Below are 26,585 nucleotides of genomic sequence, written 5' to 3'. Positions count from 1 at the left end.
CGCTTGCGCCATCGGGCTGAGCAGGCTTTCTACCTCTCCCTGTGCAAATGCTGAGCCTGCCGTCTTGACCGGGATCAAGGGATGGAGGGCGCATCAGCCGCAAACTGCATTTAACAGACAAGGGAGAGACTCATGGCGACTGCCACGATGGAACGGCCGGGAACGGCACAGGCGACGGAACATTTCGACACCCTCATCGTGGGGGCCGGTATTTCAGGCATCGGCGCCGCATGGCATATGCAGGAACAATGCCCGGGGCGCAGCTTTGTCATTCTGGACGCGCTGGAAAGCTATGGCGGCACCTGGCTGACGCACAAATACCCGGGCATCCGGTCCGACAGCGACCTCTACACCTTCGGCTACCGCTTCAAGCCCTGGGTGGATGAACCCATTGCCACTGCCGACAAGATCCTGCGCTACATGGGCGAGGTGATCCGCGATGGCGATCTCGATCGCCACATCCGCTATCGTCACCGGATCAAGAGCGCGACATGGTCCTCGAAGGATGCCCTGTGGACCGTCCGGGGAACCAGGGGTGATGGCTCGCCCTTCACCATCACCACCAACTTCCTCTGGATGTGCCAGGGCTATTACCGGCACTCCGAGGGCTATACGCCCGAGTGGGAGGGCATGGCGAACTACAAGGGGCAGATCGTCCACCCGCAGACTTGGCCCGCTGATCTCGATCTCGGCGGAAAGCGCGTGCTCGTGATTGGTTCCGGCGCGACGGCGGCAACACTCGTTCCCGCAATTGCCGACAGCTGCGCCCATGTGACCTTGCTGCAGCGTTCGCCCACCTATTTCTTCCCCGGCCCCAATGTGAACGAACTGGCCGACCTGCTGCGCACGCTGGAAATCGACGAGACCTGGATCCACGAGATCGTGCGGCGCAAATATCTCTTCGACCAGGAGCAGCTGACGAGGCGCTGCCTCGATGAGCCGGAAGCGGTGAAGGCCGAGCTTCTGGAAGCCGCCCGCGCAATCCTTGGCCCGGATTTCGACATCGATACCCACTTCACGCCGAAATACCGGCCCTGGCAGCAGCGCCTGGCCTTCATTCCCGACGGCGACCTGTTCAAGGGTCTTGTCTCGGGCAAGGCCAGTGTCGAAACCGACCAGATCGAGCGCTTTACGGAGAAGGGCGTTCTCCTCAAGTCGGGGAAGGAACTGGAAGCCGATGTCATCATCACGGCCACCGGCTTCAATCTCTCGATCGATGGCGATATTACCTTCGAGGTGGACGGCAAGCCGACGAACTTCGCCGATACCGTCACCTATCGCGGCATGATGTTCACGGGCGTTCCGAACCTCGTGTGGATCATGGGCTATTTCCGCGCCAGCTGGACCCTGAGGGTCGATCTGGTTGCGGATTATGTCTGCCGCCTGCTCAACCACATGAAGGCCAATGGCTATCGAAAGGTGGAAGTGGCGCTGCGCCCCGAAGACAAGGACATGCCGCTCCTGCCGTGGATGGATGATGACAATTTCAACCCCGGTTACCTGATGCGCGGCATGCACCTGCTGCCGAAGCGCGGCGACAAGCCGGAGTGGATGCACAACCAGGATTACTGGAACGAGCGCGAAGAACTGCCCCGCATCGACCTGAAGGGCGCGGAGTTCAAATACGCCTGATCCCGGAAGCCGGCGGCGGCTGACCGCTGTCGCCGGCAACCTTAACGCCGCAGCCAGCTGTCGGTGCCTTTTACAGTCTTCGTGCCTGTTTCATGCCGTTTCACCCTGTCGCGCAGGTGAAACAAATTTGGCATGTTTCTTGCTCCCTTGATGGCATTCATCAACGGGAGCTTTTTTCATGTTCAAACCCGTCGTGGTTGTCGCGTCCTCTTTTCTTTTCACTGCCAGCAGCGCGAGCGCATCGGATGGCGGGGTCACCACCGGGGTGATGCTGTCCGGCGGCCTTCTGGCGCTCGTCGGCGGGGTAGGTCTGATCCTGATGGCCATCCGCGAGCAGGAGCGCGAGCGGCGCGGCGTGTCGCAGCGCTCCGTGCTTCTGAAGCGCCGCCACCGCTGATTGCCGCCCCTGCCCAGCCCCGGAAAGCGGGCTGCCAGGGGGGGGAAGGCCTTCAGCTGCGCAACAGGCAGCCCAGCCCGCTCCGCACCACGAGCGCGACGGTTTCGGGGTCCAGGTCGCGGCGGAACAGGTCGAGGATCTGCCGTTGGCTGAGGTCGCGGACTTCGGATTCGGCAATCTTGCCGACCCGCGCCAGCGCGCGCAGCTGGCTGGCGCTGAGATCGCGGGCCAGCGGCTCTGCCATGCATTCGGCCATGGGGCGCGACAGGCCTGCATTCGTCAGTGCGTTGCGAACCTGAATTTCCCTGCTGGCGGCGCAGCCTGCCAAGAGGGAGAGGGCCAGCGTCAGGGCTGGAATGCTGATCTTCAATCGTGTCTCCCGGCTTCCATTTTGTCGCACCCCCGCGTAACACTCGGTCCAGTCATGGACAATTCCGGTCTGCCGCCCGCAACGCACTTCCGGCCGTTGCATCTGAAGTTCCTCATGCGCTCCTTGCGGTCGGCATGGGCCACGGGCATCCTGCCGCCTGCCGATCTGTGCCCGGACCGGCTGCGCACTCTGGCCGAAAAGGAAACCGGCCTCAGCTCAGACAGCATCGACCGGGACTTTTTCGAAAGCCAGCTTGCTGTCCTGCTGCCGGCCCTGAAGGAAGAGGCCGCCCTCACGGATTTCGGCCGCCTTGTCGCCCATGGCTCCATCCTGAAGGTGATGAAGGAGCGGATGTGGTTCGAGGCGCTGCTTGGCGAGCACCCCGAAATCGACCGCATCACGCTTGCCCCGCCCATCATCGTCGCTGGTTCGATGCGTTCGGGCACGACGCGGCTTCAGCGGCTTCTTGCCTGCGACCCCGCCTTCACGGCGCTCAGGCTCTATGAGGCGCAATGCCCCGTGCCCGGCCCTAAGAGCTTTGCCGCGCGGGCTGCCGGCAAGCCCGATCCGCGCATCGCGCAGGTAGGGCGGATGTTGCGCTTCATCAGCTCCATCAACCCCGCGATCCAGCTTGCCCACCCCACCGGCCCGCTCGAGGTGGACGAGGAACTGGGCCTCAACGAACAGTCGCTTTCAGGCGCCATGATCGAAGCGCAGCGCCGCGTGCCGAGTTTCGCGCGGCATTGCGAACAGGTTGACCAGACGCCGGTCTATAGGCGGATGGAAAGATTGCTGAAGCTGCGGACCTGGTTTGCGGGCGTCGATCCGGCAAAACCCCATGTCCTGAAGACGCCGCAGCATCTGCAGGATCTGGCCGCCCTGCACCAGACTTTCCCGGAAGCGAAACTGCTCTTCCTGCACCGCGATCCGGTGCAGTTGGTGGCCTCGGGCGCCAGCCTTGCCTGGAACCAGATGGTCATCCAGTCGGATCTTGTGGACCCGGCATGGATCGGGCAGGAGTGGCTGCACAAGACGGAATATCGCCTTCGCGTGACCGCTGCGGTCAGGGAACGAATCCCTGCAGAGTATCAGCTGGACCTCACGTTCGAGGAGATGAACGCCGACTGGCGCGGCGCGATCGCGCGTGTCTATCGCTTCCTTGACCATGAGCTGACCCCCGAAACGCTGAAGGCGATGGAGGCCTATGTCGCCCGCGCCGCGTCGGAACATGGCTATGACCGCCATCGCTACAGGCTGGAACAGTTCGGGTTGCAGGCGGAAGAGGTGCGCGAACGGCTTGCCCCCTATGTGCCCGAAAGCCGGATCGCGGCCTGACACGGGCTTGCGCGCACGGCGCCGTCGTCGTACTTCCCTGTGTCTTGCTGCGGGGCTTTTCCTTGCGGTGATCGACCCGGCATCGGCATCGCCGCTTCCTGAAGGGCCTGCCTCAGTCCGCATGGCCGGGCTGGCCGTTGCCGTGGTGCGCCCTGATGGCAGGCTGCTGGCAGAAGCCGAGGGTGCTGCGGCACTGACTCCAGAGGGAGACGTCCTGCGCCATCTCGGGCCGGAAACGGCCGTCAGGGTTGCTTCCGTCTCGAAGCTGGTGGTCGCGCTTGCGATCCACCGTCTGGCGGATATGGGGCGCCTGAAGCTGGATGACGATGCCGGCCTGCACCTTGGCTGGGCGTTGCGAAACCCGGCCCACCCGCAAACGCCCGTCACCATCCGCCAGTTGCTGCGCCACCAATCCTCCCTGTCCGATGCGGGCGGTTACAGCTTCCCGCTGGGCGAGCGCCTGCGCGACCGGCTTTCGCCGGCCAGCTGGAGCAGTGCCATGCCGGGTGAACGGTTCGATTATGCCAATATCAACCATGCCATTCTGGGCGAGCTGATCGAGGCGGTGACCGGCATGCGCTTCGACCGGGCGATGGCGCGTCTGGTGCTGCAGCCATTGCAGCTCGACGCCTGCTTCAACTGGTCTGGCTGCACGGCGGAAACGGTGGCCGGTGGCGCGGTTCTCTACCGCAAATCGCCGGATGGCGGGGAAAGCTGGGCACCTGAGGGGCCATGGGTGGCGCAAGTGGATGCGGAGCGTCCTGCGGGTGGCTGCCCGGTGCGCACCCGGCCGGGGGCAGGCTGCGATCTCGCTTCCTACCGGCCCGGCGACAATGGCAGCCTGTTTTCACCGCAGGGCGGACTTCGCATTTCGGTTGCGGGGCTTGCGCGGCTGGGCTGGGCGCTTGTCGAGACCCCCGGCGCGTTCCTGTCGGGTGAAAGCCTCGATGCGCTTTTCCGCCTCCGCCCCGTGGCTGCCACCGGCGCCGGTGCGGAAACGGATGCCGGGCTGATGCAATATTGGTCAGACGGCGGGCTCCACTGCCTTTCGGGAAGCGGCAATCCGGGCGGGGACCAGCCGGGCGCGCCGACCCCCACGTCCGGCTGCGGGCATCTGGGCGAAGCCTATGGCCTGCATTCGGCCCTGTTGGTGGATCGTACGGCCCGAACCGTGCGCGCCTGGGTCATCACCGGCACATCTGAAAAGCCAGCGCCTGGAATGAAAAGCCGATTCAGTATTATCGAAGAACATGCCTATCAAAAGTCTGAAATGATTATCAATAACATGTATTAATCATGTGACAACATAATAAAATCAAACATATAAATCCTGTTATCCAATTCAGATGCATATTAACTCTGAATATATATTGAATTTGTCACTCCCCATGACATGTTTGCATCGACCAATGTTCATGGTCATGCTTACAGGGGAATCAAGATGACAATGCATTTGAAGCTTGTTGCGGCGGTTGCCGCAATGGCGGTGGCGATGCCTGCCGTTGCCACGACCACCATCGATTTCACCAATGTCCGCGCCACCTGGTTCGACATTGATGGAGGCGCAAACATCAACACCAGCGGGCAGGGCACGGCTTCCGCCGAAGTCCGCTGGGGGGTTGGCGGGCAGCAGTCGGGCTATCGGTTCGAATCCATCGGCGATCTGCAACTTGTGGTGGATCCGCTCACCAATACGTCCGACGTGGCCAACATCGGGAAGTTCACGCACTTCAACTTCCCGATCAGTGCCGGTACTTCGATCGCCGGTGTGAAGCTGGAATATACGAGCGATGTGCTGGTGAACGGCAATCTCTTCGGCACCGTGAACTTCATCTACGCCTTCGACCACTTCGAAACGCCAAATGCCGATTTTCCCTGTGCCGATGGCGGATTTGTCGGGATCGGCGTCAACATCAACGGCTGTGCCGACAGGGTGGCCGTGAACTTCAACCAGGCATCCGGCGCCTTCTCGATCGGTACCATCGACTATGCGCTCGATGTCCGGGGTTTCCTGGTCGACAATACGCCTGCCCAGCTCTTCTGGACGACGGAAAACGCCACCAACGAGGCGTTCCTGCGTGGTCAGGTCGTGCTGCGCGAGAATGCAGGCGCAGTGCCCGAGCCTGCAACCTGGGCAATGCTGATCACGGGCTTCGGGCTTGTCGGCACTGCAGCGCGCCGTCGTTCAAGGCCTCTGGCTTCCGCTTCTGCCTGATCGGCGGGCTATCAATCTGGGTAAGGGGGCCGTTGCAGGCGTGTCACGGCCCCTTTCAGCTTATGCCTTTCAACGCCGGCGTTTGCGCTTCGGAGGCTCCGGCATGACACGCGTGACCTTCAGGCCGTAGCGCTCGAGGTCTGCCATGAGACTGCCCGGTCCTGCCATATGTCCGGCGCCGACTGCCAGGAACTGCCCGCCCGGTCCTTCGCGCAACTGCCTGGCAATCCATGCGGCCCAGCGGGCGTTGCGGTCTTCCACAAGCAGGCGGCGCAGCATGGGCGACCGGTCGAAATCCTTGTTCACGCGCTTGGCCAGCGCATCGATGTCGCCCGCCATCCACTCCGTGATCAGCCGGTCCATGTCTGGCTTCGAACTGTCCAGCCCCTCCAGCACCGACATGAGGAGCCGCTGCTGGTCTGCCTCGGGCAGGGAATCGAAGTTGATGAGCTGCTCTTCCGTCGATTCGAGAGCGTTCACCGGAATGCTGCGCATGCGCGCGCGTTCGGCCAGCACGGCTTCGACGCCAATGCGCGGATCAAAGCCATTTTCCACGGATTGCAGGTTGCTGAGCGTGAGGGCCACGAACCAGGTGTCATACCAGTCAAGCGGGCCGGGCTTCAGCCGCTCCAGCGCACGGTCGAGCAGCGGGCGCCAGCTTTCCGGCAGGCGATCGGGCAGGGGCCTGGCGGCCTGAAGCCGGGCCAGGCGCATCATCACCGGCATCAGGGATGCCGGCGAATCCGGAATGCGGGTTTCGAGCACCAGTTGCGTGGAACCGTCGAGGGCGGCCGCCACATGCGGGCGGAACCAGTCCACGCCCCGTGGCAAGGCGTGGACGGTTCCAAACAGCATCATGCTCTTCTTGCCGTCGCTCACCGCCCAGAGCGCCGGAACCAGCGGTTCAGGCGCCGGAGGCGGGGCCTTGGCCGCCATCAGTGCCGCCGGCCAAATCAGGGCCAGCAGCAGAAGAAGGCGGCCAATTGGCATCAGGCCTTGGCCTTCGGCCAGTAGCGGTCCTTCACCAGCCGCTTGTAGAGCTTGCCGGTGTCATGGCGCGGCAGTTCGGGGTCGAAATCGACACTGCGCGGGCATTTCACATGGCTCAGCCGGTCACGGCAGAAGGCGATCAGTTCGGCGGCCAGTTCAGGGCCGGCATCGGCCCAGTCACGCGGCTGCACGACGGCCTTCACTTCCTCGCCCAGTTCGTCGCTCGGCACGCCGATCACGGCCACATCGGCCACCTTCGGGTGCATGATGAGGACGTTTTCCGTTTCCTGCGGATAGACGTTCACGCCACCGGTGATGATCATGTAGCTCGACCGGTCGGTGAGGAAGAGATAGCCGTCTTCGTCCACATAGCCGATGTCTCCGAAGGTTGCGCCATGCGCGCCCTGAACCTCGGCCGTCTTTTCCGGCGCATTGTGGTAGGCGACCGGCGGGCCACCATGGAAATAGACGCGGCCTTCTCGCCCCGGCGGAAGGATATTGTCCTCGTCATCGAGGATGCGGATCTCGCCCAGCATCGACTTGCCGACAGAACCCTTCTTCTTCAGCCATTCGGCAGAGGAAATGGCGGTGAAGCCCGAACCTTCGGTGGCGCTGTAATATTCGTAGATGCGCTCGCCGAACCAGTCGATCATCTTCTCCTTGACCTCGACAGGGCAGGGCGCGGCGGCGTGGATCACGCAGCGGATGCTGGAGACGTCATGGGCCTTTCGCACATCCTCGGGCAGCTTCAGCATGCGCACGAACATGGTGGGAACCACCTGGCTGTGGGTCACCTTGTGTTCGGCCACCAGTTCGAGGAAGCGCTCGGGGTCGAACTTTTCCATGATGATGACGGTGCCGCCGAACTTCTGGACCGACATGCAGTAGCGAAGCGGCGCCGCATGGTAGAGCGGGGCCGGCGAGAGATAGACCATGTCGGGCGTGAAGCCGTAGAGCGCGCCGGCCAGGGCCGACATGGTGTCCGCCTGGTCGATCTCGCCTTCCGGAAGCGGCCCGATGATGCCCTTGGGGCGGCCGGTGGTGCCGCTGGAATAGAGCATGTCGCGGCCCGGGCTTTCATCGGCGATGCGGCTGGCGGGAACGGCGGCCAGCGCTTCCTCGAGCGGCTCATAGCCCGGAATCGCACCACCGACCGAGAAGCGGTGCGGCACCGAGGTCAGCGCCTGGGCAACCTTGCCGAGCGATACGCTCGCCACCAGCAGCTTCGCGCCGCAATCCTTGACGATATAGTCGGCCTCTTCCTCCATCAGCTTGGTGGAGATGCAGGTGAAGATGAGGCCCGCGCGCTGGGCGCCCCAGCACAGGGGCAGGTAATCGATGCTGTTTTCCATGAAGATGGCGACATTGTCGCCGCGCTTCAGGCCGCACTTGCGGTAAAGCTGGGCGGCCCTGTTCGAGCGCTCCTCCAGCTGGGCGTAGGTGAGGCGTTCGCCGGAATTCGCCATGATGATGGCTGTCTTTTCCGGCATGTTGGCGGCGTGGATGTAAGGATGCATGCTGTCTCCCCAGTGCAGGCTTTGAAGCGGACATAGGCTGCAAGTGCTGCGGAAGGGAGAGGCAATGGCCATAGTTCATACCCGCACCTGCCATATCTGCGAGGCAAATTGCGGAATTCTGGTCGAACTGGATGGCGACAGGGTCGTTTCCATCAAGGGCGATCCCGATGATGTGCTGAGTCACGGCCATGTCTGCCCGAAATCGACCGCCATCGCCGACCTCCAGACGGACCCGGACAGGCTGCGCCGCCCCGTGAAGCGCGTGGGGGATGAGTGGGTGGAGGTGAACTGGGAAGACGCATTCGCCGACATCGCGCGGCGCCTGGCGCATATTCGCGCCGGCGGCGGCGCAGGCGCGCTCTATATCGGCAACCCTTCGGCCCATAATTACGGCATCGGCACCCAAACTGCGGTGGTGAAGCAGGCGCTTGGCTGCCGCACGGTTTATTCCGCCGGCACGGTCGACCAGATCCCGCACCAGCTCGCCCAGCTGTGGATGTTTGGCCACAACAGCCTCTTCCCCATTGCCGACATCGACCGCACACAGACGATGCTGATCATCGGCGCCAACCCCATGGCGTCCAACGGATCGGTGTGGACGGCGCCCGGATTCCGCCAGCGCGCCGCAGCGCTCAGGGCGCGGGGCGGGCAGCTGATCGTGGTGGACCCGCGCCGCACGGAAACCGCCGAAATGGCGGACAGCCATGTCTTCATCCGGCCCGGAACCGACCCGGCTTTTCTGTCTGCCCTCATCCTGGCGCTGGATGAAGCGGGCGCCATAAGGCCCGGGCGGCTCGAGCCGATGCTCGAAGGCTTCGACGATGCGCTGGCGGCGCTCCGGCGCTTCGACATTCCCGCGCTCAGCGCCCATTGCGGCGTGGCCGAGGCAGACATCCGCGCCATTGCCGCGCGCCTCGGCAATGGCGAGCCGGCCTGTGTCTATGGGCGGATGGGTGTTTCGGTCGCGGCGTTCGGCACCCTCAACCACTGGCTCATCCAGCTTCTGAACATCGCCACCGGCAACATGGACCGCGTGGGCGGAGTCATGTTCTCAACACCCGCTGTCGACATGGTGGCGCTGTCGGGCAAGGGCGCCTACGGCCGCACGAAGAGCCGGGTTTCGGGCCTCAACGAGATAATGTCGGAGCTGCCGGTGGTGACGCTGGCCGAGGAAATCCTCACGCCGGGCGAAGGCCAGATCCGGGCGCTGGTGACCATTGCCGGAAACCCGGTGCTGTCCACGCCGGATGGCCGCGCCCTCGATGAAGCGCTGGAAAGCCTCGAGCTGATGGTTTCCATCGACATGTATGTCACGGAAACCAGCCGCCACGCGCATTACATATTGCCGCCCTGCGGGCCGCTGCAGAAGGATCATTACCCTCTGTCGCTCGGCGCGATCGCGGTCAGGAACTACGCCAAATACAGCCCGGCGCTGCTGCCCATGGGCGAGGGCGAGAAGGCCGACTGGCAGATCATCGCCGAACTGGGCCGCGCCATGCTGCAGGCCCAGGGCCAGCCGGCGCCCAATCTGCGCACCCCGCGCGAAGTGCTGGATGGCATGTTGCGCGCATCGAGCCATGGCCTGACGCTGGAGCAGGTGGAAGCCGCCCCGCACGGGATCGACCTCGGCCCTCTGCAGCCCGGCCGCCTGCCCGAACGGCTGTACCATCCGGAAAAGCGCATTCGCTGTGCGCCCGAGCAACTTCTGGCCGATCTCGACCGCTTCGCCACCAGCATGGCCGGGCCGCGCGAAGGCCTGCTGCTGATCGGCCGCCGGCATGTCCGCTCCAACAACAGCTGGCTGCACAATTCGAAGCGTCTGCTGAAAGGCCCCGACCGCTGCACCCTGATGATCCACCCGGACGATGCCGCAGCGCGTGGTATCCGGAACGGCGAACCCGTCAGCATCACCAGCCGGGTCGGGTCCGTCACCGCGCCCGCCGAGGTGACGGAGGATGTGATGCCCGGAACCGTCAGCCTGCCGCACGGCTGGGGCCATGATCGCAAGGGGGTGAAGCTGTCGGTTGCGGCGACGCGGCCGGGTGTTTCTGCAAACGACCTGACGGACCGCAAACGCTATGACCCGCTTTCGGGCAATGCCGCGCTCACGGCCCTGCCGGTCGAGGTTGCCGCCGCCTGAGGCAGTGCCGAACGGTCACGGGGTGTGCCCGGGAATGTGCCCGGGAATGCCCATGCCCCTTTCCCTGCCGCGCGCCAGCCGCTAAGCGGCGTGGCGTGAAACCGACATGCTTCCAGGACATCATCCTTCGCCTCCACGCCTATTGGGCAGAACGGGGCTGCGCCATCCTGCAACCCTATGACATGGAAATGGGGGCTGGCACCTTCCACCCGGCCACGACGCTCAGGGCGCTGGGGCCGCGGCCGTGGAAGGCCGCCTATGTGCAGCCAAGCCGCCGCCCGTCCGACGGTCGCTATGGCGACAACCCCAACAGGCTGCAGCACTATTACCAGTATCAGGTCATTCTGAAGCCTTCGCCCGACGACATACTGGAACAGTATCTCGGTTCGCTCGAAGCCATCGGCATCGACCTTGCGATGAACGACATCCGCTTCGTGGAGGATGACTGGGAAAGCCCGACGCTGGGCGCCTGGGGGCTGGGCTGGGAAGTGTGGTGCAACGGCATGGAAGTGACCCAGTTCACCTATTTCCAGCAGGTGGGCGGGCATGACTGTGCGCCTGTTGCGGGGGAAATCACCTATGGGCTCGAACGGCTGGCGATGTACATCCTGGGCGTCGAGAACGTCTATGACCTGCCGTTCAACAATGATGGCCTGAACTATGGCGACGTGTTCCTCGAGAATGAGCGCCAGTTTTCCGCCTATAATTTCGAGGCCGCCAACACCGACATGCTGTTCGACGCCTTCCGCAAGACGAGCGAGGAATGCCGGGCGCTGGTCGCCGCCGGCCTGCCGCTTCCGGCCTATGATCAGGCGATCAAGGCCAGCCACATCTTCAACCTGCTCAATGCGCGCGGCGTCATCTCGGTGGCGGAGCGCCAGGCCTATATCGGCCGGGTCCGGGATCTGGTGAAGGCGGTTGCCGATCTGCATGTCGAGAAGGAGACGGCCCGTGGCTGATTTCCTGCTCGAACTCTTTTCCGAGGAAATTCCGGCGCGGATGCAGCCGGCAGCCGCCAGCCAGCTGGCCGAACGGTTCCGGGCGCTGCTGGATGAAGCCGGCCTCGAAACAGGAACCATCGAGACGCACGCCACGCCCCGGCGGCTGGCGCTGATCGCGCGCGGCCTGCCGGCTGCAAGCGAAGCCACCGCCGAAGAGCGGCGCGGGCCGCGCGCCGACGCGCCCGAAAAGGCGATTGACGGCTTCCTGAAATCCACCGGGCTTTCGCGCGACCAGCTGGAAGAGCGTGATACCGGCAAGGGCGTCTTCCTTTTTGCCGTGATCCGGCGCGAGGGCCGCCCGACGGCGGACATCCTCGCCGAAAAGCTGCCCGGCATGATCGCCGGTTTCCAGTGGCCCAAGTCCCAACGCTGGGGCACGGCCAGCCAGTCCACCGCCTCGCCGCGCTGGGTGCGCCCGCTGCGCGGCATCCTGGCGCTTCTGGATGCGGATGTGGTGCCGTTCGAGGCGCTCGGCCTGACGTCTGGCCGCACGACCTTCGGCCACCGTTTCATGGGCGGCGCGGACCCGATCGCGATCGACAGCCCGTCAAGCTATGAAGCGCAGCTTGAAGCGGCCTTTGTGGTGCTTTCCATGGAGGAACGCCGCGCGCGCATCCGGGAAGGCGCACAGGCAGCCGCCGAAGCCGAAGGGCTGGTGCTGCGCCCGGACGAGGGGCTGGAGGCCGAAAACGCCGGGCTGACGGAATGGCCGGTGCCGCTTCTTGGCCGGTTCGACCCGGCCTTCCTTGATGTTCCGCCGGAAATCATCCAGCTGACGATGCGGACGAACCAGAAATATTTCGCTGTCGAGGATGCAGGCGGCGCGCTGGCGCCCGCCTTTGTCTGTGTCTCGAACCTTGTGGCGCCCGATGGCGGCCGCACGATCGTTGCCGGCAACGAACGGGTGCTGTCCGCCCGCCTGTCGGACGCCCGCTTCTTCTGGGAGCAGGACCGGGCTACGTCCCTTGCCAGCCTGCTGCCAAAGCTTGAAGACCGGCTTTTCTTCGAGGGCCTCGGCACTTTGCGCAGCAAGGCGGATCGCATTGCCGGGCTGGCAGCCCATGTTTCAAGGCGTCTCCATCCCGATCTCGACCCGCAGCTTGCCGGGCGCGCGGCGGAACTGGCCAAGGCAGACCTTGCTTCTGCCACAGTGAATGAATTTCCCGAGCTTCAGGGCATCATCGGCGGCCACATGGCGCGCGCGGCAGGCGAGCCGGCGGATTTCTGTGCAGCCATTTCCGAACACTATTCCGGTGCGCCCACCGTCCCCCTGTCTGTCTGCGTGTCGCTCGCCGACCGGTTCGATACGCTTGCGGCCTTCTTCTCGCGCGGGATGCGGCCGACAGGATCGAAGGATCCCTTCGCGCTGCGCCGGGCCGCCCTGCAGATCATCCAGATACTGGTGCGCAACGGACTCCGCCTGCCCCTGATTCCGGCCTTCGAACAGGCAGGGCAGGGCCTGCCCGACATGCCCGCCGGCCAGCAGGCCGGGGGTGTCATCGGCGAAAGCTCTTCGCGCGAACTGCTCGAGTTCCTCATCGATCGCCTCAAGGTCCAGCAGCGCGAGGCGGGCGTGCGCCACGACCTGATCGACGCCGTTTTCGCGCTGGGCGGAGAGGATGATCTCGTCCGCCTGCTGGCGCGGGTTGCGGCACTGCAGGCCTTTACCGAAACCGATGATGGCGCAAACCTGCTAGCCGGCTACAAGCGCGCAGCCAATATCCTGCGCATCGAGGAGAAAAAGGACGGCACGCGCTTCGCGCCTGCGGTCGATGCCGGCCAGCTGGCCGACGATGCCGAACGCGCCCTCGACGCAGCGCTGACCCATGTGGCCGGCGCCGTCGAAACAGCCGTTGCCGCCGAGGATTTCGCCGCCGCCATGCAGGCGCTGGCGACGCTCCGGCCGCATGTCGACCGTTTCTTTGACACCGTGACAGTCAACGCCGAGGATTCGGCGCTCAGGGCCAACCGCCTGTCGCTTCTGGCAAAGCTGCGTGAAACGGCGCATCTGGTGGCGGATTTCTCGAAGATCGAAGGTTAGGTTCCATGGTTGCGCGTCTTCTTGTTCCCTTCGGCGGGTCGGCCCCGGCTGCCCATCAGCTCGGCAAGCAGCACCTGGGTGGCAAGGGCGCAAATCTCGCCGAAATGGCGGCCATCGGCCTGCCGGTGCCGCCGGGCTTCATCATCCCCACCACGTTGTGCGCCCGCTATTACGAGGCCGGCGGCCGCCTGCCGGATACGCTTCTGGCGGCTCTTGCCGACGGCCTCGCCCATATCGAGCGCGAGGTGGGCATGGGCTTCGGAAATCCGGAAAACCCGCTTCTCGTGTCCGTCCGCTCGGGCGCGCGCGTGTCGATGCCGGGCATGATGGACACGGTCCTCAATCTCGGCCTCAATGACGAAACGGTTGCCGGGCTGGCGCGGCGCTCCGCCAACCCGCGCTTCGCCTGGGACAGCTATCGCCGCTTCCTGCAGATGTATGGCGATGTCGTCCTCGGGCTTGATCATTACCTGTTCGAGGATGCCCTCGAACTGATGAAGGATGATCGTGGCGTCACCCTCGATACCCAACTTTCGGCAGAGGATCTGCAGGCGCTGGTGGCCGACTATCAGGCGATCATCGAGAAGGAGACCGGGCAACCCTTTCCGCAGGCGCCGCTGACCCAGCTCGAAGGCGCGATCGGCGCCGTCTTCGGCAGCTGGCGGTCGGACCGGGCAAGCGTCTATCGCCGCCTGAACGACATTCCGGAATCCTGGGGCACGGCTGTCACGGTACAGGCTATGGTGTTCGGCAACATGGGCGAGACATCGGCCACCGGTGTCGCCTTCACGCGCGACCCGGCCACCGGCGAGAAGCGGATCTTCGGCGAATATCTGATCAACGCGCAGGGCGAGGATGTGGTCGCCGGAATCCGCACGCCGCAATATCTGACCCGCGCCGCACGCGAGAAGGCGTCTGCCCGCGATCTTTCCATGGAAGAAGCCATGCCGGCGGTGTTTGCCGAGCTGGCGGGCATGTTCGAGACTCTGGAGCGTCATTACCGCGACTGCCAGGACATCGAGTTCACCGTGCAGGAAGGGCGGCTGTGGCTGCTGCAGACCCGTTCCGGCAAGCGCACGGCTAAGGCCGCCATGCGTATGGCCGGCGACATGGTGGACGAGGGTCTGATCAGCCGGGACGAAGCCGTGCTCAGGGTCGATCCTGCGGTTCTCGACCAGTTGCTTCACCCCACGCTCGACCCGGCCGCCAGGCGCCAGGTCATCGCCGTGGGGCTGCCGGCGTCGCCGGGGGCGGCTTCGGGGGCGATCGTCCTCGACAGCGCGACGGCAGCCGAACGCGCAGCCCATGGCGAGGACGTGATCCTCGTCCGTGTCGAGACCAGCCCGGAGGACATTGCCGGCATGCATGCTGCGCGCGGCATATTGACGGCGCGCGGCGGCATGACGAGCCACGCCGCCGTCGTTGCGCGCGGCATGGGCCGACCCTGTGTATCGGGCGCCGGGCAGATTTCCATCGACATGGACGCCCGCGTGATGCGCGTGGGGTCGCACAGCTTCCCGGAAGGCAGCATCATCACCCTTGATGGCGCCAGCGGCGAAGTGATGGAGGGCCATATCCCCACCATCGAACCCGAACTTTCCGGCGATTTCGCCCGCCTGATGGAATGGGCCGACGGCGTGCGCCGCATGAAGGTGCGCGCCAATGCCGAAACACCCGAGGACTGCACCACCGCCCGCCGCTTCGGTGCGGAAGGCATAGGCCTTGCCCGCACAGAGCACATGTTCTTCGGCGCTGACCGGATCGTCCATGTCAGGGCGATGATCCTGGGGGGGGACGAAGGCGCGCGGCGCGCGGCGCTGGCGCATCTTCTGCCGATGCAGCGGGCCGATTTCGCCGAGATCTTCCGCATCATGGCGGGGCTTCCCGTCACCATCCGCCTTCTCGATCCGCCGCTGCACGAATTCCTGCCCAGCCGCGAAGCGGAAATTGCCGAAGTGGCCCTAAGTGCGGGGCTGTCCGTTCAGGCGCTTCGCCGCCGCCTGGTCGAACTGCACGAGACGAACCCCATGCTCGGGCACCGTGGCTGCCGGCTGCTGATTTCCTACCCGGAAATTCCGGAAATGCAGGCCCGCGCCATCTTCGAGGCAGCGCTCGACGTCGATCAAGGGGTCGAGCCGGAAATCATGGTTCCGCTTGTTGCAACGGCGCGCGAACTGGAGCTGGTGAAGGCCGTGATCGATCGCACGGCAGAGGCCGTCTTTGCCGAGCGCGGCCGCCGCATCGCCTATACGGTAGGCACGATGATCGAACTGCCGCGCGCGGCCCTCAGGGCAGGCGACATTGCGGCCCATGCCGGTTTCTTCAGTTTCGGCACCAACGACATGACCCAGACGGCGCTTGGCATCAGCCGCGACGATGCCGGCCGTTTCCTCGGCGATTATGTCGAGGCCGGAATCTACCCGCGCGACCCCTTTGTCAGCATCGATGCCGAAGGCGTCGGCGAACTGGTGGCGATCGGGGCCGAGCGTGGCCGCGCGGCGCGCCCGGGCCTGAAGCTCGGCATCTGCGGCGAGCATGGCGGCGACCCGGCAAGCATCCTCTTCTGCGAGGGGCAGCGTCTCGATTATGTCAGCTGCTCGCCCTGGCGCGTGCCGATTGCCCGGCTGGCTGCCGCCCAGGCGGCGCTCAGGCAGGGCTGAGCCAATGGGCGGGACAGGTGCAGACGCAACCGCAACCGCACGGGCGCTCGAAGGGCTGAAGGTCGTCGATCTGTCCCGCGTGCTGGCCGGGCCCTATGCCGCCCAGATCCTTGCCGATCTCGGCGCGGATGTCGTGAAGGTGGAGCGCCCCGGCAAGGGCGATGATACCCGCAGCTGGGGGCCGCCCTGGTCCACCGCCCCGGATGGGGCGCAGGGCGATGCCAGTTATTTCTTTGCCGCCAACCGCAACAAGAAAAGCCTGGCCATCGACCTGAAGCACCGCGCGGGCGCTGACATCGTGCGTCGCCTGATTGCGGGCGCCGATGTCGTGATCGAGAATTTCAAAGCCGGCGACCTCGACCGGTCAGGCCTTGGGCACAGGCAGATGCTGGCGGCGCATCCGGGCCTTGTCTGGTGCTCGATCACCGGCTTCGGCCATGAAAGCCCGCAGCCAAAGCGGGCCGGCTATGATTTCATGATCCAGGCCGAGGCTGGCCTGATGGACATCACCGGCGAGGCCGACGGCCGCCCCCTGAAGGCCGGTGTGGCCATAGCGGACCTGACCACCGGCATGATGGCGGCAACCGCGATCCTCGCGGCGCTTCTCCACCGCGACCGCACGGGGGAAGGGCAGCATATCGACATGGCGCTGTTCGACGTGACGCTGGGCTGGATGGCGAACCAGGCGACAGGCTGGCTGGTCGGCGGAACGCTGCCGCGCCGCATGGGAAACCAGCACCCGTCCATCGTGCCCTATCAGGATTTCGCCACCGCCACCGGCCCCATCGCGCTGGCCGTCGGCAGCGACAGCCAGTTCCGCGCCTTTGCCCGCATCGTTGGCTATCCGGGCTGGGCGGATGAACCGCGCTTTGCAACCACTTCTGCCCGCGCCGCCAATCGTGATGCGCTGCTGCCGATGATCGAGGCTGCGCTGAAGACGCGCCCGGCCGAGGAATGGCTTGCCGCCTTCGAGGACGCGCAGGTGCCGGCAGGGCCGATCGCCACCATCCCGCAGGCGCTCGACAGCCGGCAGGCAAAGGCGCGCGGGCTGGTGGTGGAGCAGCCGCACCCCCGGCTGGGCATGGTTCGCACCGTGGCCCAGCCACTGGCCCTTACCCGCACGCCGCCTGACTATCGCCTGCCGCCGCCCATGCTTGGCAGCCACAGCCGCGCCTTGCTCGAAGGGCTGGGGCTGACGGCGGAGGAAATCGACGCCCTGATTGCCGACGGGGTGGTGACCGCCGCATGAGCGAAGCCCCGCGCTTTCACCTGCCCGAAGCCGCGCATGTCGCGCCTGTCACCATGGCGGATGGGGCGCGTATCCGCACGCTGAGGCTGCCGCACCCCCGGCCGGTCGCCAATCTCCTGCTGCTGACAGGCCGCGCCGATTTCCTCGAAAAATGGGCCGATGCGATTGCCGGGCTGCATGGGCTTGGCCTGTCCATTGCCAGCTTCGACTGGCGCGGGCAGGGCGGCTCTGACCGGCTGACGCAGAAGGGCTCAGGCCACATCGACAGCTTCGACCGCTGGCTTGCCGATCTGGATCATCTGGCCGGCCATGCGGTGGAGACGATGCCCGATGCGCCATGGCTTGCGCTTGGCCATTCCATGGGCGGGCATCTGTTGTCGCGCTGGATCGCCGAGCCGGCGCGCCATGGCCACCCGCTGCGCCACCCGCTGCGCCAGCGGTTGAAGGGGGCGGTTCTGTCCTCGCCACTGCACGGCATAAACATGGCTCAGCCGCTCAGGGCCATTGCCCTCAGGATGGCGGCGCGGCGCGTGCGGCAGGGCCGGGGCGATGATTTCGCCTGGGGGCAGGGCCCCTATGGCGCAACGCAGCAGAGCGCCGCGCGCCAGGCACTGCTGACCCATGACGACGCCCGCTTCGAGGACGAAGCGCGCTGGATCGCCATGTGTCCTGGGCTTGCGACGGGCGGTGTCAGCTGGGGCTGGCTTCAGGCTTTCGCCGAAAGCGAGGACAGGCTGGAGCATCTGCCGCTGGAGACGATCGACCTGCCGGTCCTGATGCTTCTGGCCGGGGAGGAGAGGCTCGTCGACAATGACCACGCCCGCGCCATCGCCGCCCGGCTGCCGCGCTGCCGGCTCGAACTGGTGCCGGATGGCGCGCACGAGCTTCTGCGCGAAGCTGACCGGCAGCGGCAGATGGCGCTCTCGAAGATTCGCGATTTTCTCCTGGATTGCATTGCATGAGCGGCTTCGACATCCTGATCATCGGCGCCGGCATCGGCGGTGCATCGCTCGCCCATGCGCTTCTGGCAGCCGCCCCCGGCCTGAAGCTGGGCCTGCTGGAGGCCGAGGCGCACCCCGGCTACCACACCACCGGGCGCTCGGCGGCTTTTTATGCCGAAACCTATGGCGGCCCCTCGGTGCAGCCCCTCACCACTGCGTCCAAGGCCTTTTTCCAGCGTCCGCCCAGGGGCTTCTGCGACACGCCCATCCTGTCCCCGCGCGGGGCGATCCATCTCTGCCATGAAGGCAACACCGCCTGCCTTGCCCCGCTGGAGGCCGAGTTCGATCATGGCGGCGTCGCCCATCAGCGGCTTGGCCCTGAAGGCATAAGGCAGCTGGTGCCGTACCTGCGGGCGGACTGGGCGCAGACCGCGATCTGGGAGCCGGGGTGCGCCGATATCGACGTGGCCGGCCTGCACCAGGCCTATCTGCGCGCGGCCCGCAAGGGCGGGGCACGGCTTGTCACCGATGCGCGGGTCACGACCATCCGCAGGGCTGGTGACGAATGGCTGCTTGAAACGACGGCCGGGCCTTTCAGCGCCGCGCGGATCGTCAACGCCGCCGGCGCCTGGGCCGACGAGGTCGCGCGTCTTGCCGGCGTTGCACCGATCGGGGTCATGCCGCTCAGGCGCACGATCGTGGTGGCCGAGGTGCGGCCACCGGCGCCAGCCGATCTTCCCGTGGTGATGGATGCTGGCGGCAGCCTCTATTTCAAGCCGGATGCCGGCCGCCTGTGGATTTCCCCCCACGACGAAACGCCGGACACGGCCCATGACGTGCAGCCGGACGAAATGGACGTGGCCATCGCCATCGACCGTTTCGAGCGCATGTGCGATTGGCCCGTCACGAAACTGGCCTCGAAATGGGCCGGCTTGCGGAATTTCGCGCCCGACCGGCTGCCGGTCATCGGCCCCGACCCCGCAGCCCCCGGTTTTTATTGGTGCGCCGGCCAGGGCGGCTGGGGAATCCAGACATCCCCGGCGGCGGCGGCCATCGGCGCGGCCCATCTTCTGGGCATGCCGCTGCCACCGGCCTATGCCGCCATCGATACTGGCCTGTACCTGCCATCGCGCTTCCGCTGAAATCGCAGCGTGCAGCGCTGCCGTTTCTTGCTGTCCCCGGATGATATGCTAGGAATTGCCGCCATGACCACATTCTCCAGAACCGCGCTCGCGGTCATCGCCCCCTTCGCCCTCATCGCCTGCGACGGCGACAGCAAAAGCGCCGCGACGCCCGATGCGGCCGCCACACCGGCCGCCGCGCCCGGTTCGACTGCCGCGACCGACTGGACGAAGACGGTCGTGGAAACGCCCGAAGGCGGATTCCGCATGGGCAACCCGGATGCGAAGGTGAAGATCGTGGAATTTGCGAGCTTCACCTGCACGCACTGCAAGGATTTCCACCTCGAGGCAGAGAAAAATCTGAAGCCCACCTATGTAAAGACCGGGCAGGTTTCCTACGAATACAGGCCCTTCATGCTCAACGTCTATGATTTCGTCGCCGCTCAGGTTGCTCTTTGCGAGGGATCGGGCCGCTTCTTCACCTGGGCCGGCGAGCTTTATGGCAACCATGACGCCTGGGTCACGCCTTTCACGAAGCTGACCGAGGCCGACATCGCGCCGCTGAAGGCGCTGGCGCCGGGCGAGCAGGTGAAGGGCCTGGCGGTTGCCGGCAAGATGCACGAATTTGCCCGCAGCCGGGGCATGCCGCGCGCCCAGTTCGATACCTGCCTCAGCAACCAGGCGCAGCTCGACAAGCTGACGGCGCAGCAGCAGGCCGCGATCGACGCCTATCAGATCAATGGCACCCCGAGCTTCCTCCTGAACGGCAGGAAGCTGGATGGTGTGAACAGCTGGGAAACCCTCAAGCCGCGGATCGACGAGGCGCTCTGATGCCGCCACGCGGGCGCGCATGCGGCGCCGGCTGAAAAGGCCATGAAGTTCGAGAAGCTCCGGCTTTCGGGCTTCAAATCCTTTGTCGAGCCGGCCGAACTGCTCATCCGGGACGGGCTGACCGGCATTGTCGGCCCCAATGGCTGCGGCAAGTCGAACCTTCTCGAAGCCCTGCGCTGGGTGATGGGCGAAAGCTCAGCACGCAGCCTGCGGGTTTCGGCGGGCGGCGGCATGGACGATGTGATCTTTTCCGGCACCGCCCGCCGGCCGGGCCGCGATCTCGCCGAGGTGCGCCTAACCCTCGACAACAGCGCCCGGCGGGCGCCAGCCGAATTCAACGGCGAGGATGTGCTGCAAGTGACCCGCGCCATCGCTCGCGGTGAAGGGTCGAACTGGTCTCTCAATGGCCGCGACGTGCGGCTGAAGGACGTACAGCTGCTGTTCGCGGATGCCGCAACCGGCCCGCATTCGCCGGCGCTTGTCAGCCAGGGGCGGGTGGCCGCGATCATCAGCGCCCGCCCGCAGGAGCGCCGGCAGTTGCTGGAGGATGCCGCCGGCATCGCCGGTCTCAATGTCCGCCGGCGCGAGGCTGAACAGCGGCTGCGGGCTGCTGATGCCAATCTTGTCCGGCTGGATGATGTGATGAAGGCGGCTGACACGCAGGCGCAGGACTTGCGGCGGCAGGCCCGCGCAGCCGCTCGCTACAGGGCGCTTTCCGAACGCATGCGGGCGACCGAGGCCGCCTTGCTGCGCTTGCAGTGGGAAGCGGCGGTCGCCATGGTGCAGGATGCCGAACGCGCCCTGCGCGACCAGGATGCCGCACTTTCCGAGAGGACTGCAGCCGCTGCGCGGGCCGCCACGGCGCAGGCCGATACCGCCGCCGGCCTGCCGCCCCGCCGCCAGGCCGAGGCGACGGCTGCGGCGATGGTGCAGCGCCTGTCCACCGAGCGGGCGACGCTTGTTGCCGATCGGGCGGCGCTTGCCCGCCGCCTGCAGGATCTGTCCCTGCAGCTGGAGGCTGCCGCAACGGATGCGGAGCGCGAGCGCGCCCGCGCTGCCGATTCGGCGGCGACCCGTGCGCGTCTGGCAGCCGAGATCGAAACCCTGCGCCAGACCTTGTCTGACACGAAATCGGCATCGGGACCGCAGGCCGCCAGGGTGGACAGTGCCGAAGCCGCCGTGCGTGACACGGAACGCCAGCTTGCCGATGCCGTGGAAGCCCATGCCGCCCTTCTGGCCGAGGCGCGCAGCGTGCGGGCGCAGGCCGAAGCCGCGCGCGGCCGTGCAGAACGGATCGTTCAGGAGCGCAGGCGGCTCGAAGGCGAGTGCGACAAGCTGACCGCTGCCAGTTCCGGCACGAGGCTGGCGGCGGACATTGCCGAAACGGAAGCGACCCTTGCGCGCCACGCCAGCGAAGCGGGAACGGCCGCCGAAGCCATTGCGACGGCCGAGCGCACAGCCCAGGCTGCACGCCACGCCGCCGACAGCATGGAGCGGGCCGTTTCCGCCTTGCGTGCCGAGGTGGCGAGCCTTGAAGCCGAGGCCGCCGCCCTCGACCGGCTGATGCGATCGAAAACCCCGCTGGCTGGCGGCGGTGCGCGGGCCGCGCTGTCCGCCCGGCCGGGCTATGAGGCGGCGGCAGCGGCAGCGCTGGGCGATGCGCTCAATGCCGCCCTCGGCGTGCCGCCACAGCCCGTGCGCCACTGGCTTTGCCTGCCCTGGCAAGACGGCGATGATCCGCCGCCGCCCGAGGGCGCCACGCCCCTTGCCGCCCATGTGACAGCGCCGCCCGAGCTTGCACGCTCCCTTGCGCAGGTGGGGGTGGTGGAAACCGCCCCCGACCCTGCCCGCATCGCGCGCCTGCTACCCGGCCAGCGGCTTGTGGGGCGGGATGGCTGGCTCTGGCGCTGGGACGGCTTTGTGGCGCCGCCCGGCGGGCAGGCCGCCGCCGTTGCCGAAGCGCTGGCGCAGGATAATCGCCGCAGGGAAATCGCCGCCAGCCTGGGCGCGCCGCGCCGCCAGCTGGAAGCGGCCCATGCGGAACTGCAGCAGCAGAAGGCCGCCATCGCCGAAGCGCAGCAGGCCGAGCGCAAGGCGCGCGCCACCCGCGCGGAAGCCGAACGCCGGCGCGAGCAGTTGTCAGGCCGCCTGCAGGGCCTGCGCGCGGCCGAGGCGCAGGCTGCAGCCCGCGCCAGCGCGCTCGAGGCCTCGATCGAGCGGCTGGACGCCGAAGGGGCGAGCGCCATTGCCGAGGCCGAATCCGCGAGCGAGGCCGTTTTGGCCCTGCCGGACAGCAGCGCCGCCGCCCAGAGGGCGGGCGAGGCCCGGCGCTCTGCCGACAGGGCGCGGGCTATCCTTGCCGAAGCGCGCGCCGATGCCGCCGAACTGGAACGGACGTCAGCCGAGACCGCAGCGCGAATCGCCCGGATAGAGCGCGAGATCGCCGATTGGGAAAAGCGTGACCGGGACGCAACGGATGCCGCCGCCGAACTGCTGCGCCGCAAGGAGCGGATCGCCGCCGAACGCGCCGCCATTCTCTCGGAGCCGGACGCACTGGACGCGCGGCTGGGCCTTCTCGATCGCGATCTTGCAGCCGCCGAGACGGCGCGCGGCACGGCGGCCGAAGCCGTGCTCGTGGCCGAGCTTACGCTTTCCGGGCTGGACGCCCAGGCCCGCGCGACCGAAGCCGCCGTTGCCGATGCGCGCGAGGCGCGGGCCACCCTTTCGGCGCGATGCGCGCAATTGCGTGACAAGCTTGCCGAACTGGTCGGCGCCGCCGTCGAGCGCTTCGGCGTGCAGCCCGGCAATCTCGACCGCCATGCGCAAACCGCAGACGACGGCGGCCCGGAAGATGAGGCTGCCGATGCAAACAGGCTGGCTGCGCGGCTGGAGCGCATGCAGCAAGAGCGCGAGCGAATCGGCATCGTCAATCTTCGCGCCGACATCGAGCTTGCCGAGATCGAGGAAAGGCTTGCCCTACAGGCGGAAGAGCGCACCGAGCTTGAAACCGCGATCAACAGGCTGCGCGGCTCGATCGGGATGCTGAACAGGGAAGGGCGGGCGCGGATGATGGCCGCCTTCACCGAGGTTGACCGGCATTTCCGCGATCTTTTCACCACCCTGTTCGGTGGCGGGTCGGCCGAGCTTCAGATGATCGAAAGCGATGATCCGCTGGAAGCAGGCCTCGAGATTCGGGCCCAGCCACCGGGGAAGAAACTGCAATCCCTGTCGCTGCTGTCCGGCGGGGAACAGGCGCTGACCGCCATTGCCCTCATCTTCGCCCTGTTCCGCACGAATCCGGCGCCGGTCTGCGTTCTCGATGAAGTGGATGCCCCGCTCGATGATGCCAATGTTGAGCGATTCACCCGTCTTCTGAAGCATATGGTGGCCGAAACGGACACACGCTTCCTGATCGTCACCCACAACCCCGTCACCATGGCAGCCATGCACAGGCTCTATGGCGTCACCATGGGTGAGCCGGGGGTCAGCCAGCTCGTATCGGTCGATCTTTCGCAGGCCGAGCGGCTGGTGGCATCCTGAGCAGGGCGCGCCATGCTTGACCTTTGCGCTGCCCCCCTCTAACGGAACCCCCGCTTTGGCGGCTTCATGGCCGGCGAAGCCCATGACGCAGCGTCGTCGATGGCAGACCATTTCCGCTAGAGGGTCAAAAGACTTGCCCGATCCTGCTGACAAGCAAAGCCTCGAAAGCCTCGAGGCAAGGCTGGAAGCAGCAAAGGCAAGGCACAGGCCCGAACCGCGGCAGGTCGCTGTCACGGCGCTTGCGCAGGGCACGCGCCATGCTTTTGAAATCGCCGCGACCACCATCGTCGGCGCCGGCATCGGGTTTTTTCTCGATCGCTGGCTCGGCACGGGGCCATGGCTGCTGCTCCTGTTTCTCCTTCTGGGGATCGGGGCGGGATTCTGGAACCTCTTGAAGGCGGTCAACGCAGAAGCGGCGGCAGTCCGTAGGGCTGCCGACGAGGATCGACAGGAAGAACAGGGTTAGGGACGCGTCAACGGTGGCCAATCCGCTCGAGCAATTTGCGATCAAGCGCTATGCCGAATTTTCGGTTGCCGGTGCCGACGCGGCGTTTACGAACGCCTCGCTGTTCATGCTGGTTGCCCTCGGCGTCATTCTCGCTTTCATGTGGCTTGGAACCCGCAATGCCGCGCTCGTTCCGGGCCGCTGGCAGGCTGCCCTCGAGGGGGTAACGGGCTTCGTCACCGACATGGTGAACGAAAACATCGGTCCCAAGGGCCGGCCTTTCGTACCCTTCATCTTCGCGCTCTTCATCTTCATCCTGGTGGCGAATCTTGTGGGCCTTTTCCCCTACAGCTTCACCGTCACCAGCCACATCGTCGTCACCTTCGCCTTCGCTGCCCTGATCTTCCTGATCTGCGTGCTTGTCGGGCTGGTGAAGCACGGTTTTCACTTCTTCTCGCTGTTCGTGCCGGCCAACACAGCCAAGCCGCTGCTGCTGCTGATCGTTCCCGTGGAACTGATCTCCTTCCTGTCGCGGCCGCTCACGCTCAGCATCCGTCTCTTTGCGAACATGACGGCGGGTCACATCCTGCTTAAGGTCTTCGCCGGGTTCGTCATCAGCCTCGGCGCTGCTGGTGGCGTGCTGGCAGCCCTTGCGCCGGTGCCCTTCGCGCTGACTGTTGCTTTCTATGCGCTCGAACTTCTGGTCGCCGTGGTGCAGGCCTATGTGTTCGCGCTGCTGACCTGCATCTACCTCAACGATTCCATCAACCTGCATCACTGAGTTTCAAGGAAGGACTTCTCCATGGACGCAACTGCCGCCAAGTTCCTCGGCGCCGGCATCGCCTCGATCGGCATGGGCCTTGCCGCCATCGCCGTCGGTCTGCTGTTCGCCATGTTCCTGTCTGGCGCACTGCGCAACCCGGCTGCCGCCGATGCCCAGCGCCCGAACCTGATCTTCGGCTTCGCCGTTACCGAAGCGCTCGGCATCTTCGCCTTCCTCGTCGCCCTTCTGCTCCTGTTCGCAGTCTGATCCAGGCTCACGGACGTAGCGGAGGCCCGCGATGCCCCAGTTTGACTTCAATCAGGCGCTGCCGCAGCTTCTGTGGCTGATCCTCGTCTTTGCGCTTCTCTACATCATCGTGCGCGGCATGTTGCCGAAGGTGCAGAGGGTGGTCGAGAACCGCAAGGAACGGATTGCTGCCGACCTTCGGGAAGCCGAGGCCGCGCGTGATGCGGCCGAGGCTGCAACGAGCGGTGGTTCGACGGCGCTTGCCGGCGCCCGTTCCCAGTCCCTTGCCGTAACCGGCAAGGCCCGGGACGAAGCGGCTGCCGCCACGGCTCGCCGGCTTGCTGATGTCGACGCAAGCCTGAAGACCGAAGCAGAAGCTGCCGCCAAGCGGCTTGCGGAAGTGCGGGCTTCAGTTCTTGCCGAACTGGAAGTCGTGGCGACCGAGGCAACCGTCGATCTTGTTCATCGGGTTGCGGGTGTCAGCGTTTCCAATGACGAAGCTGGCATGGCTGTCCAGAAGGTTGCTGCCTGACATGTCGGACGAGACACTTGAAATGAACGGTGCGGATGCCATCGCCACAACCGAGGCAGGGCATGACGCCGGACACGAGACGTTTCTCGGACTGGACAGCTATGCGTGGGTGGGCGTTGCCTTTCTCACCTTCGTGCTGATCCTCTGGAAACTTGGCGCATTCCGTGCTCTCGGCACGGCGCTCGATGCCCAGGCGGAAAAGGTGAAGGCCGATCTGGCCGAAGCCGCCGCCCTCAAGGCCGAAGCTGAAGCCATGAAGGCCCGGGCTGCAGCCGAGGCCGCAGAGGCCGAAGCCAATGCCCGTGCCATGCTTGAGAACGCCGAAGCGGAAGCCCGGCGCATCATCGAGCAGGCCGGCGTTGACGCCGAGGCTGCGATTGCACGCCGCAGCAAGCTTGCCCATGACCGCATCGCGGCCGAGGCTCGTGCGGCCGAAACCGAACTGAGAGCACGGGCGGCGGACATCACGCTGAAGGCTGCCGAGGCTCTTCTGGCCGAACGGTCTTCCAGAGGGGATCTGGCCAGCCTGACCGAAGCCGCCATTGCGGGGCTCGACAGGCGCTGACGACCACGGATGACATTCTGCGCGACGGGCCCCAGGCGGGGCCCGTTTGCGTTA

22 protein-coding genes are annotated in these 26,585 nt (G+C 65.8%); 19 read left to right on the top strand and 3 right to left on the bottom strand.

The genetic code is table 11. The features are described 5' to 3' along the window. The first annotated feature begins 132 nt into the window (after positions 1 to 132). A complete protein-coding gene (locus ACUJ46_RS08350) occupies positions 133 to 1,632 on the top strand; it encodes a flavin-containing monooxygenase (RefSeq protein ID WP_445390008.1) in 1,500 nt (499 codons plus the stop codon). Positions 1,633 to 1,810: 178 nt separating this feature from the next. After that, a complete protein-coding gene (locus ACUJ46_RS08345) occupies positions 1,811 to 2,029 on the top strand; it encodes a hypothetical protein (protein ID WP_445390007.1) in 219 nt (72 codons plus the stop codon). Between the two features lie 52 nt (positions 2,030 to 2,081). Here ACUJ46_RS08345 and ACUJ46_RS08340 read toward each other — a convergent pair whose 3' ends face one another. Next, positions 2,082 to 2,399: a hypothetical protein gene (locus ACUJ46_RS08340; RefSeq protein ID WP_445390006.1), complete on the bottom strand. Its 318-nt coding sequence runs from the start codon at positions 2,397 to 2,399 to the stop codon at positions 2,082 to 2,084. Between the two features lie 54 nt (positions 2,400 to 2,453). Here ACUJ46_RS08340 and ACUJ46_RS08335 point away from each other — a divergent pair, with 54 nt between their 5' ends. From ACUJ46_RS08335 to ACUJ46_RS08325, 3 genes are all read left to right on the top strand, one after another. Beyond that, entirely contained in the window at positions 2,454 to 3,734 is a 1,281-nt protein-coding gene (locus ACUJ46_RS08335; protein WP_445390005.1) for a sulfotransferase family protein, read from the top strand. A 7-nt stretch (positions 3,735 to 3,741) separates the two neighbouring features. Further along, positions 3,742 to 5,028, top strand: coding sequence for a serine hydrolase domain-containing protein (locus ACUJ46_RS08330; protein WP_445390004.1), 1,287 nt, complete (start codon positions 3,742 to 3,744; stop codon positions 5,026 to 5,028). 153 nt (positions 5,029 to 5,181) lie between these two features. Then, positions 5,182 to 5,949: a THxN family PEP-CTERM protein gene (locus tag ACUJ46_RS08325; protein WP_445390147.1), complete on the top strand. Its 768-nt coding sequence runs from the start codon at positions 5,182 to 5,184 to the stop codon at positions 5,947 to 5,949. A gap of 69 nt (positions 5,950 to 6,018) precedes the next feature. On the opposite strand, the gene ACUJ46_RS08320 is transcribed toward ACUJ46_RS08325, so the two are convergent. Together ACUJ46_RS08320 and ACUJ46_RS08315 are read right to left on the bottom strand one after the other, a co-directional pair. Next, complete coding sequence (locus tag ACUJ46_RS08320) at positions 6,019 to 6,885, bottom strand: TraB/GumN family protein (protein WP_445390003.1); 867 nt, start codon at positions 6,883 to 6,885, stop codon at positions 6,019 to 6,021. Between the two features lie 53 nt (positions 6,886 to 6,938). Next, entirely contained in the window at positions 6,939 to 8,456 is a 1,518-nt protein-coding gene (locus ACUJ46_RS08315; protein ID WP_445390002.1) for an AMP-binding protein, read from the bottom strand. Positions 8,457 to 8,520: 64 nt separating this feature from the next. Between ACUJ46_RS08315 and ACUJ46_RS08310 the strand changes: the two genes are divergently transcribed. The 14 genes from ACUJ46_RS08310 to ACUJ46_RS08245 all read left to right on the top strand — a co-directional run bounded on the left by ACUJ46_RS08310 (position 8,521) and on the right by ACUJ46_RS08245 (position 26,531). Beyond that, positions 8,521 to 10,596, top strand: coding sequence for a molybdopterin oxidoreductase family protein (locus ACUJ46_RS08310; protein WP_445390001.1), 2,076 nt, complete (start codon positions 8,521 to 8,523; stop codon positions 10,594 to 10,596). A 95-nt stretch (positions 10,597 to 10,691) separates the two neighbouring features. Continuing rightward, positions 10,692 to 11,555: a glycine--tRNA ligase subunit alpha gene (locus ACUJ46_RS08305; RefSeq protein WP_445390000.1), complete on the top strand. Its 864-nt coding sequence runs from the start codon at positions 10,692 to 10,694 to the stop codon at positions 11,553 to 11,555. Continuing rightward, the gene (gene glyS, locus ACUJ46_RS08300; protein WP_445389999.1) at positions 11,548 to 13,638 is read left to right on the top strand and encodes a glycine--tRNA ligase subunit beta; all 2,091 of its coding nucleotides are present in this window, start codon (positions 11,548 to 11,550) and stop codon (positions 13,636 to 13,638) included. The genes ACUJ46_RS08305 and glyS overlap by 8 nt, the downstream gene beginning before the upstream one ends. 5 nt (positions 13,639 to 13,643) lie before the next feature. Beyond that, positions 13,644 to 16,298 carry a pyruvate, phosphate dikinase gene (ppdK, locus tag ACUJ46_RS08295; protein ID WP_445389998.1) on the top strand — a complete coding sequence of 885 codons (2,655 nt, stop codon included), beginning with the start codon at positions 13,644 to 13,646 and terminating at the stop codon, positions 16,296 to 16,298. 4 nt (positions 16,299 to 16,302) lie between these two features. Next, positions 16,303 to 17,547 (top strand): CaiB/BaiF CoA transferase family protein, encoded by a 1,245-nt coding sequence (locus ACUJ46_RS08290; RefSeq protein ID WP_445389997.1) that lies wholly within the window; start codon positions 16,303 to 16,305, stop codon positions 17,545 to 17,547. Further along, positions 17,544 to 18,509 carry an alpha/beta hydrolase gene (locus tag ACUJ46_RS08285; RefSeq protein ID WP_445389996.1) on the top strand — a complete coding sequence of 322 codons (966 nt, stop codon included), beginning with the start codon at positions 17,544 to 17,546 and terminating at the stop codon, positions 18,507 to 18,509. Before ACUJ46_RS08290 ends, ACUJ46_RS08285 begins: the two co-directional genes overlap by 4 nt. After that, positions 18,506 to 19,630: an NAD(P)/FAD-dependent oxidoreductase gene (locus tag ACUJ46_RS08280; RefSeq protein ID WP_445389995.1), complete on the top strand. Its 1,125-nt coding sequence runs from the start codon at positions 18,506 to 18,508 to the stop codon at positions 19,628 to 19,630. The genes ACUJ46_RS08285 and ACUJ46_RS08280 overlap by 4 nt, the downstream gene beginning before the upstream one ends. 63 nt (positions 19,631 to 19,693) lie before the next feature. After that, positions 19,694 to 20,440, top strand: a complete 747-nt coding sequence (locus ACUJ46_RS08275) for a thioredoxin domain-containing protein (RefSeq protein ID WP_445389994.1) — start codon at positions 19,694 to 19,696, stop codon at positions 20,438 to 20,440. 42 nt (positions 20,441 to 20,482) lie between these two features. After that, a complete protein-coding gene (smc, locus tag ACUJ46_RS08270; RefSeq protein ID WP_445389993.1) occupies positions 20,483 to 23,980 on the top strand; it encodes a chromosome segregation protein SMC in 3,498 nt (1,165 codons plus the stop codon). Positions 23,981 to 24,113: 133 nt separating this feature from the next. Further along, positions 24,114 to 24,446, top strand: a complete 333-nt coding sequence (locus ACUJ46_RS08265) for an AtpZ/AtpI family protein (protein WP_445389992.1) — start codon at positions 24,114 to 24,116, stop codon at positions 24,444 to 24,446. 13 nt (positions 24,447 to 24,459) lie between these two features. Further along, positions 24,460 to 25,206 (top strand): F0F1 ATP synthase subunit A, encoded by a 747-nt coding sequence (locus tag ACUJ46_RS08260; protein ID WP_445389991.1) that lies wholly within the window; start codon positions 24,460 to 24,462, stop codon positions 25,204 to 25,206. A 21-nt stretch (positions 25,207 to 25,227) separates the two neighbouring features. Then, positions 25,228 to 25,455, top strand: coding sequence for a F0F1 ATP synthase subunit C (locus ACUJ46_RS08255; protein ID WP_445389990.1), 228 nt, complete (start codon positions 25,228 to 25,230; stop codon positions 25,453 to 25,455). A 31-nt stretch (positions 25,456 to 25,486) separates the two neighbouring features. Next, positions 25,487 to 25,966: a F0F1 ATP synthase subunit B family protein gene (locus ACUJ46_RS08250; protein WP_445389989.1), complete on the top strand. Its 480-nt coding sequence runs from the start codon at positions 25,487 to 25,489 to the stop codon at positions 25,964 to 25,966. Position 25,967: 1 nt separating this feature from the next. Next, entirely contained in the window at positions 25,968 to 26,531 is a 564-nt protein-coding gene (locus tag ACUJ46_RS08245) for a F0F1 ATP synthase subunit B family protein (protein ID WP_445389988.1), read from the top strand. Positions 26,532 to 26,585 lie beyond the last annotated feature (54 nt).

It is taken from the genome of Sandaracinobacteroides sp. A072, assembly GCF_052616365.1.
The sequence above is the reverse complement of the archived record's forward strand: the minus strand, read 5'-3'. Positions and strand labels throughout refer to the sequence as shown.

Coding starts and splice junctions, on each gene's coding strand:
- ACUJ46_RS08350 (WP_445390008.1), top strand. CDS start 133: ATGGCGACTGCCACGATGGAACGGCCGGGAACGGCACAGGCGACGGAA.
- ACUJ46_RS08345 (WP_445390007.1), top strand. CDS start 1,811: ATGTTCAAACCCGTCGTGGTTGTCGCGTCCTCTTTTCTTTTCACTGCC.
- ACUJ46_RS08335 (WP_445390005.1), top strand. CDS start 2,454: ATGGACAATTCCGGTCTGCCGCCCGCAACGCACTTCCGGCCGTTGCAT.
- ACUJ46_RS08325 (WP_445390147.1), top strand. CDS start 5,182: ATGCATTTGAAGCTTGTTGCGGCGGTTGCCGCAATGGCGGTGGCGATG.
- ACUJ46_RS08320 (WP_445390003.1), bottom strand. CDS start 6,885: ATGGCGGCCAAGGCCCCGCCTCCGGCGCCTGAACCGCTGGTTCCGGCG.
- ACUJ46_RS08315 (WP_445390002.1), bottom strand. CDS start 8,456: ATGCATCCTTACATCCACGCCGCCAACATGCCGGAAAAGACAGCCATC.
- ACUJ46_RS08310 (WP_445390001.1), top strand. CDS start 8,521: ATGGCCATAGTTCATACCCGCACCTGCCATATCTGCGAGGCAAATTGC.
- ppdK (WP_445389998.1), top strand. CDS start 13,644: ATGGTTGCGCGTCTTCTTGTTCCCTTCGGCGGGTCGGCCCCGGCTGCC.
- ACUJ46_RS08290 (WP_445389997.1), top strand. CDS start 16,303: ATGGGCGGGACAGGTGCAGACGCAACCGCAACCGCACGGGCGCTCGAA.
- ACUJ46_RS08285 (WP_445389996.1), top strand. CDS start 17,544: ATGAGCGAAGCCCCGCGCTTTCACCTGCCCGAAGCCGCGCATGTCGCG.
- ACUJ46_RS08280 (WP_445389995.1), top strand. CDS start 18,506: ATGAGCGGCTTCGACATCCTGATCATCGGCGCCGGCATCGGCGGTGCA.
- ACUJ46_RS08275 (WP_445389994.1), top strand. CDS start 19,694: ATGACCACATTCTCCAGAACCGCGCTCGCGGTCATCGCCCCCTTCGCC.
- smc (WP_445389993.1), top strand. CDS start 20,483: ATGAAGTTCGAGAAGCTCCGGCTTTCGGGCTTCAAATCCTTTGTCGAG.
- ACUJ46_RS08255 (WP_445389990.1), top strand. CDS start 25,228: ATGGACGCAACTGCCGCCAAGTTCCTCGGCGCCGGCATCGCCTCGATC.
- ACUJ46_RS08250 (WP_445389989.1), top strand. CDS start 25,487: ATGCCCCAGTTTGACTTCAATCAGGCGCTGCCGCAGCTTCTGTGGCTG.
- ACUJ46_RS08245 (WP_445389988.1), top strand. CDS start 25,968: ATGTCGGACGAGACACTTGAAATGAACGGTGCGGATGCCATCGCCACA.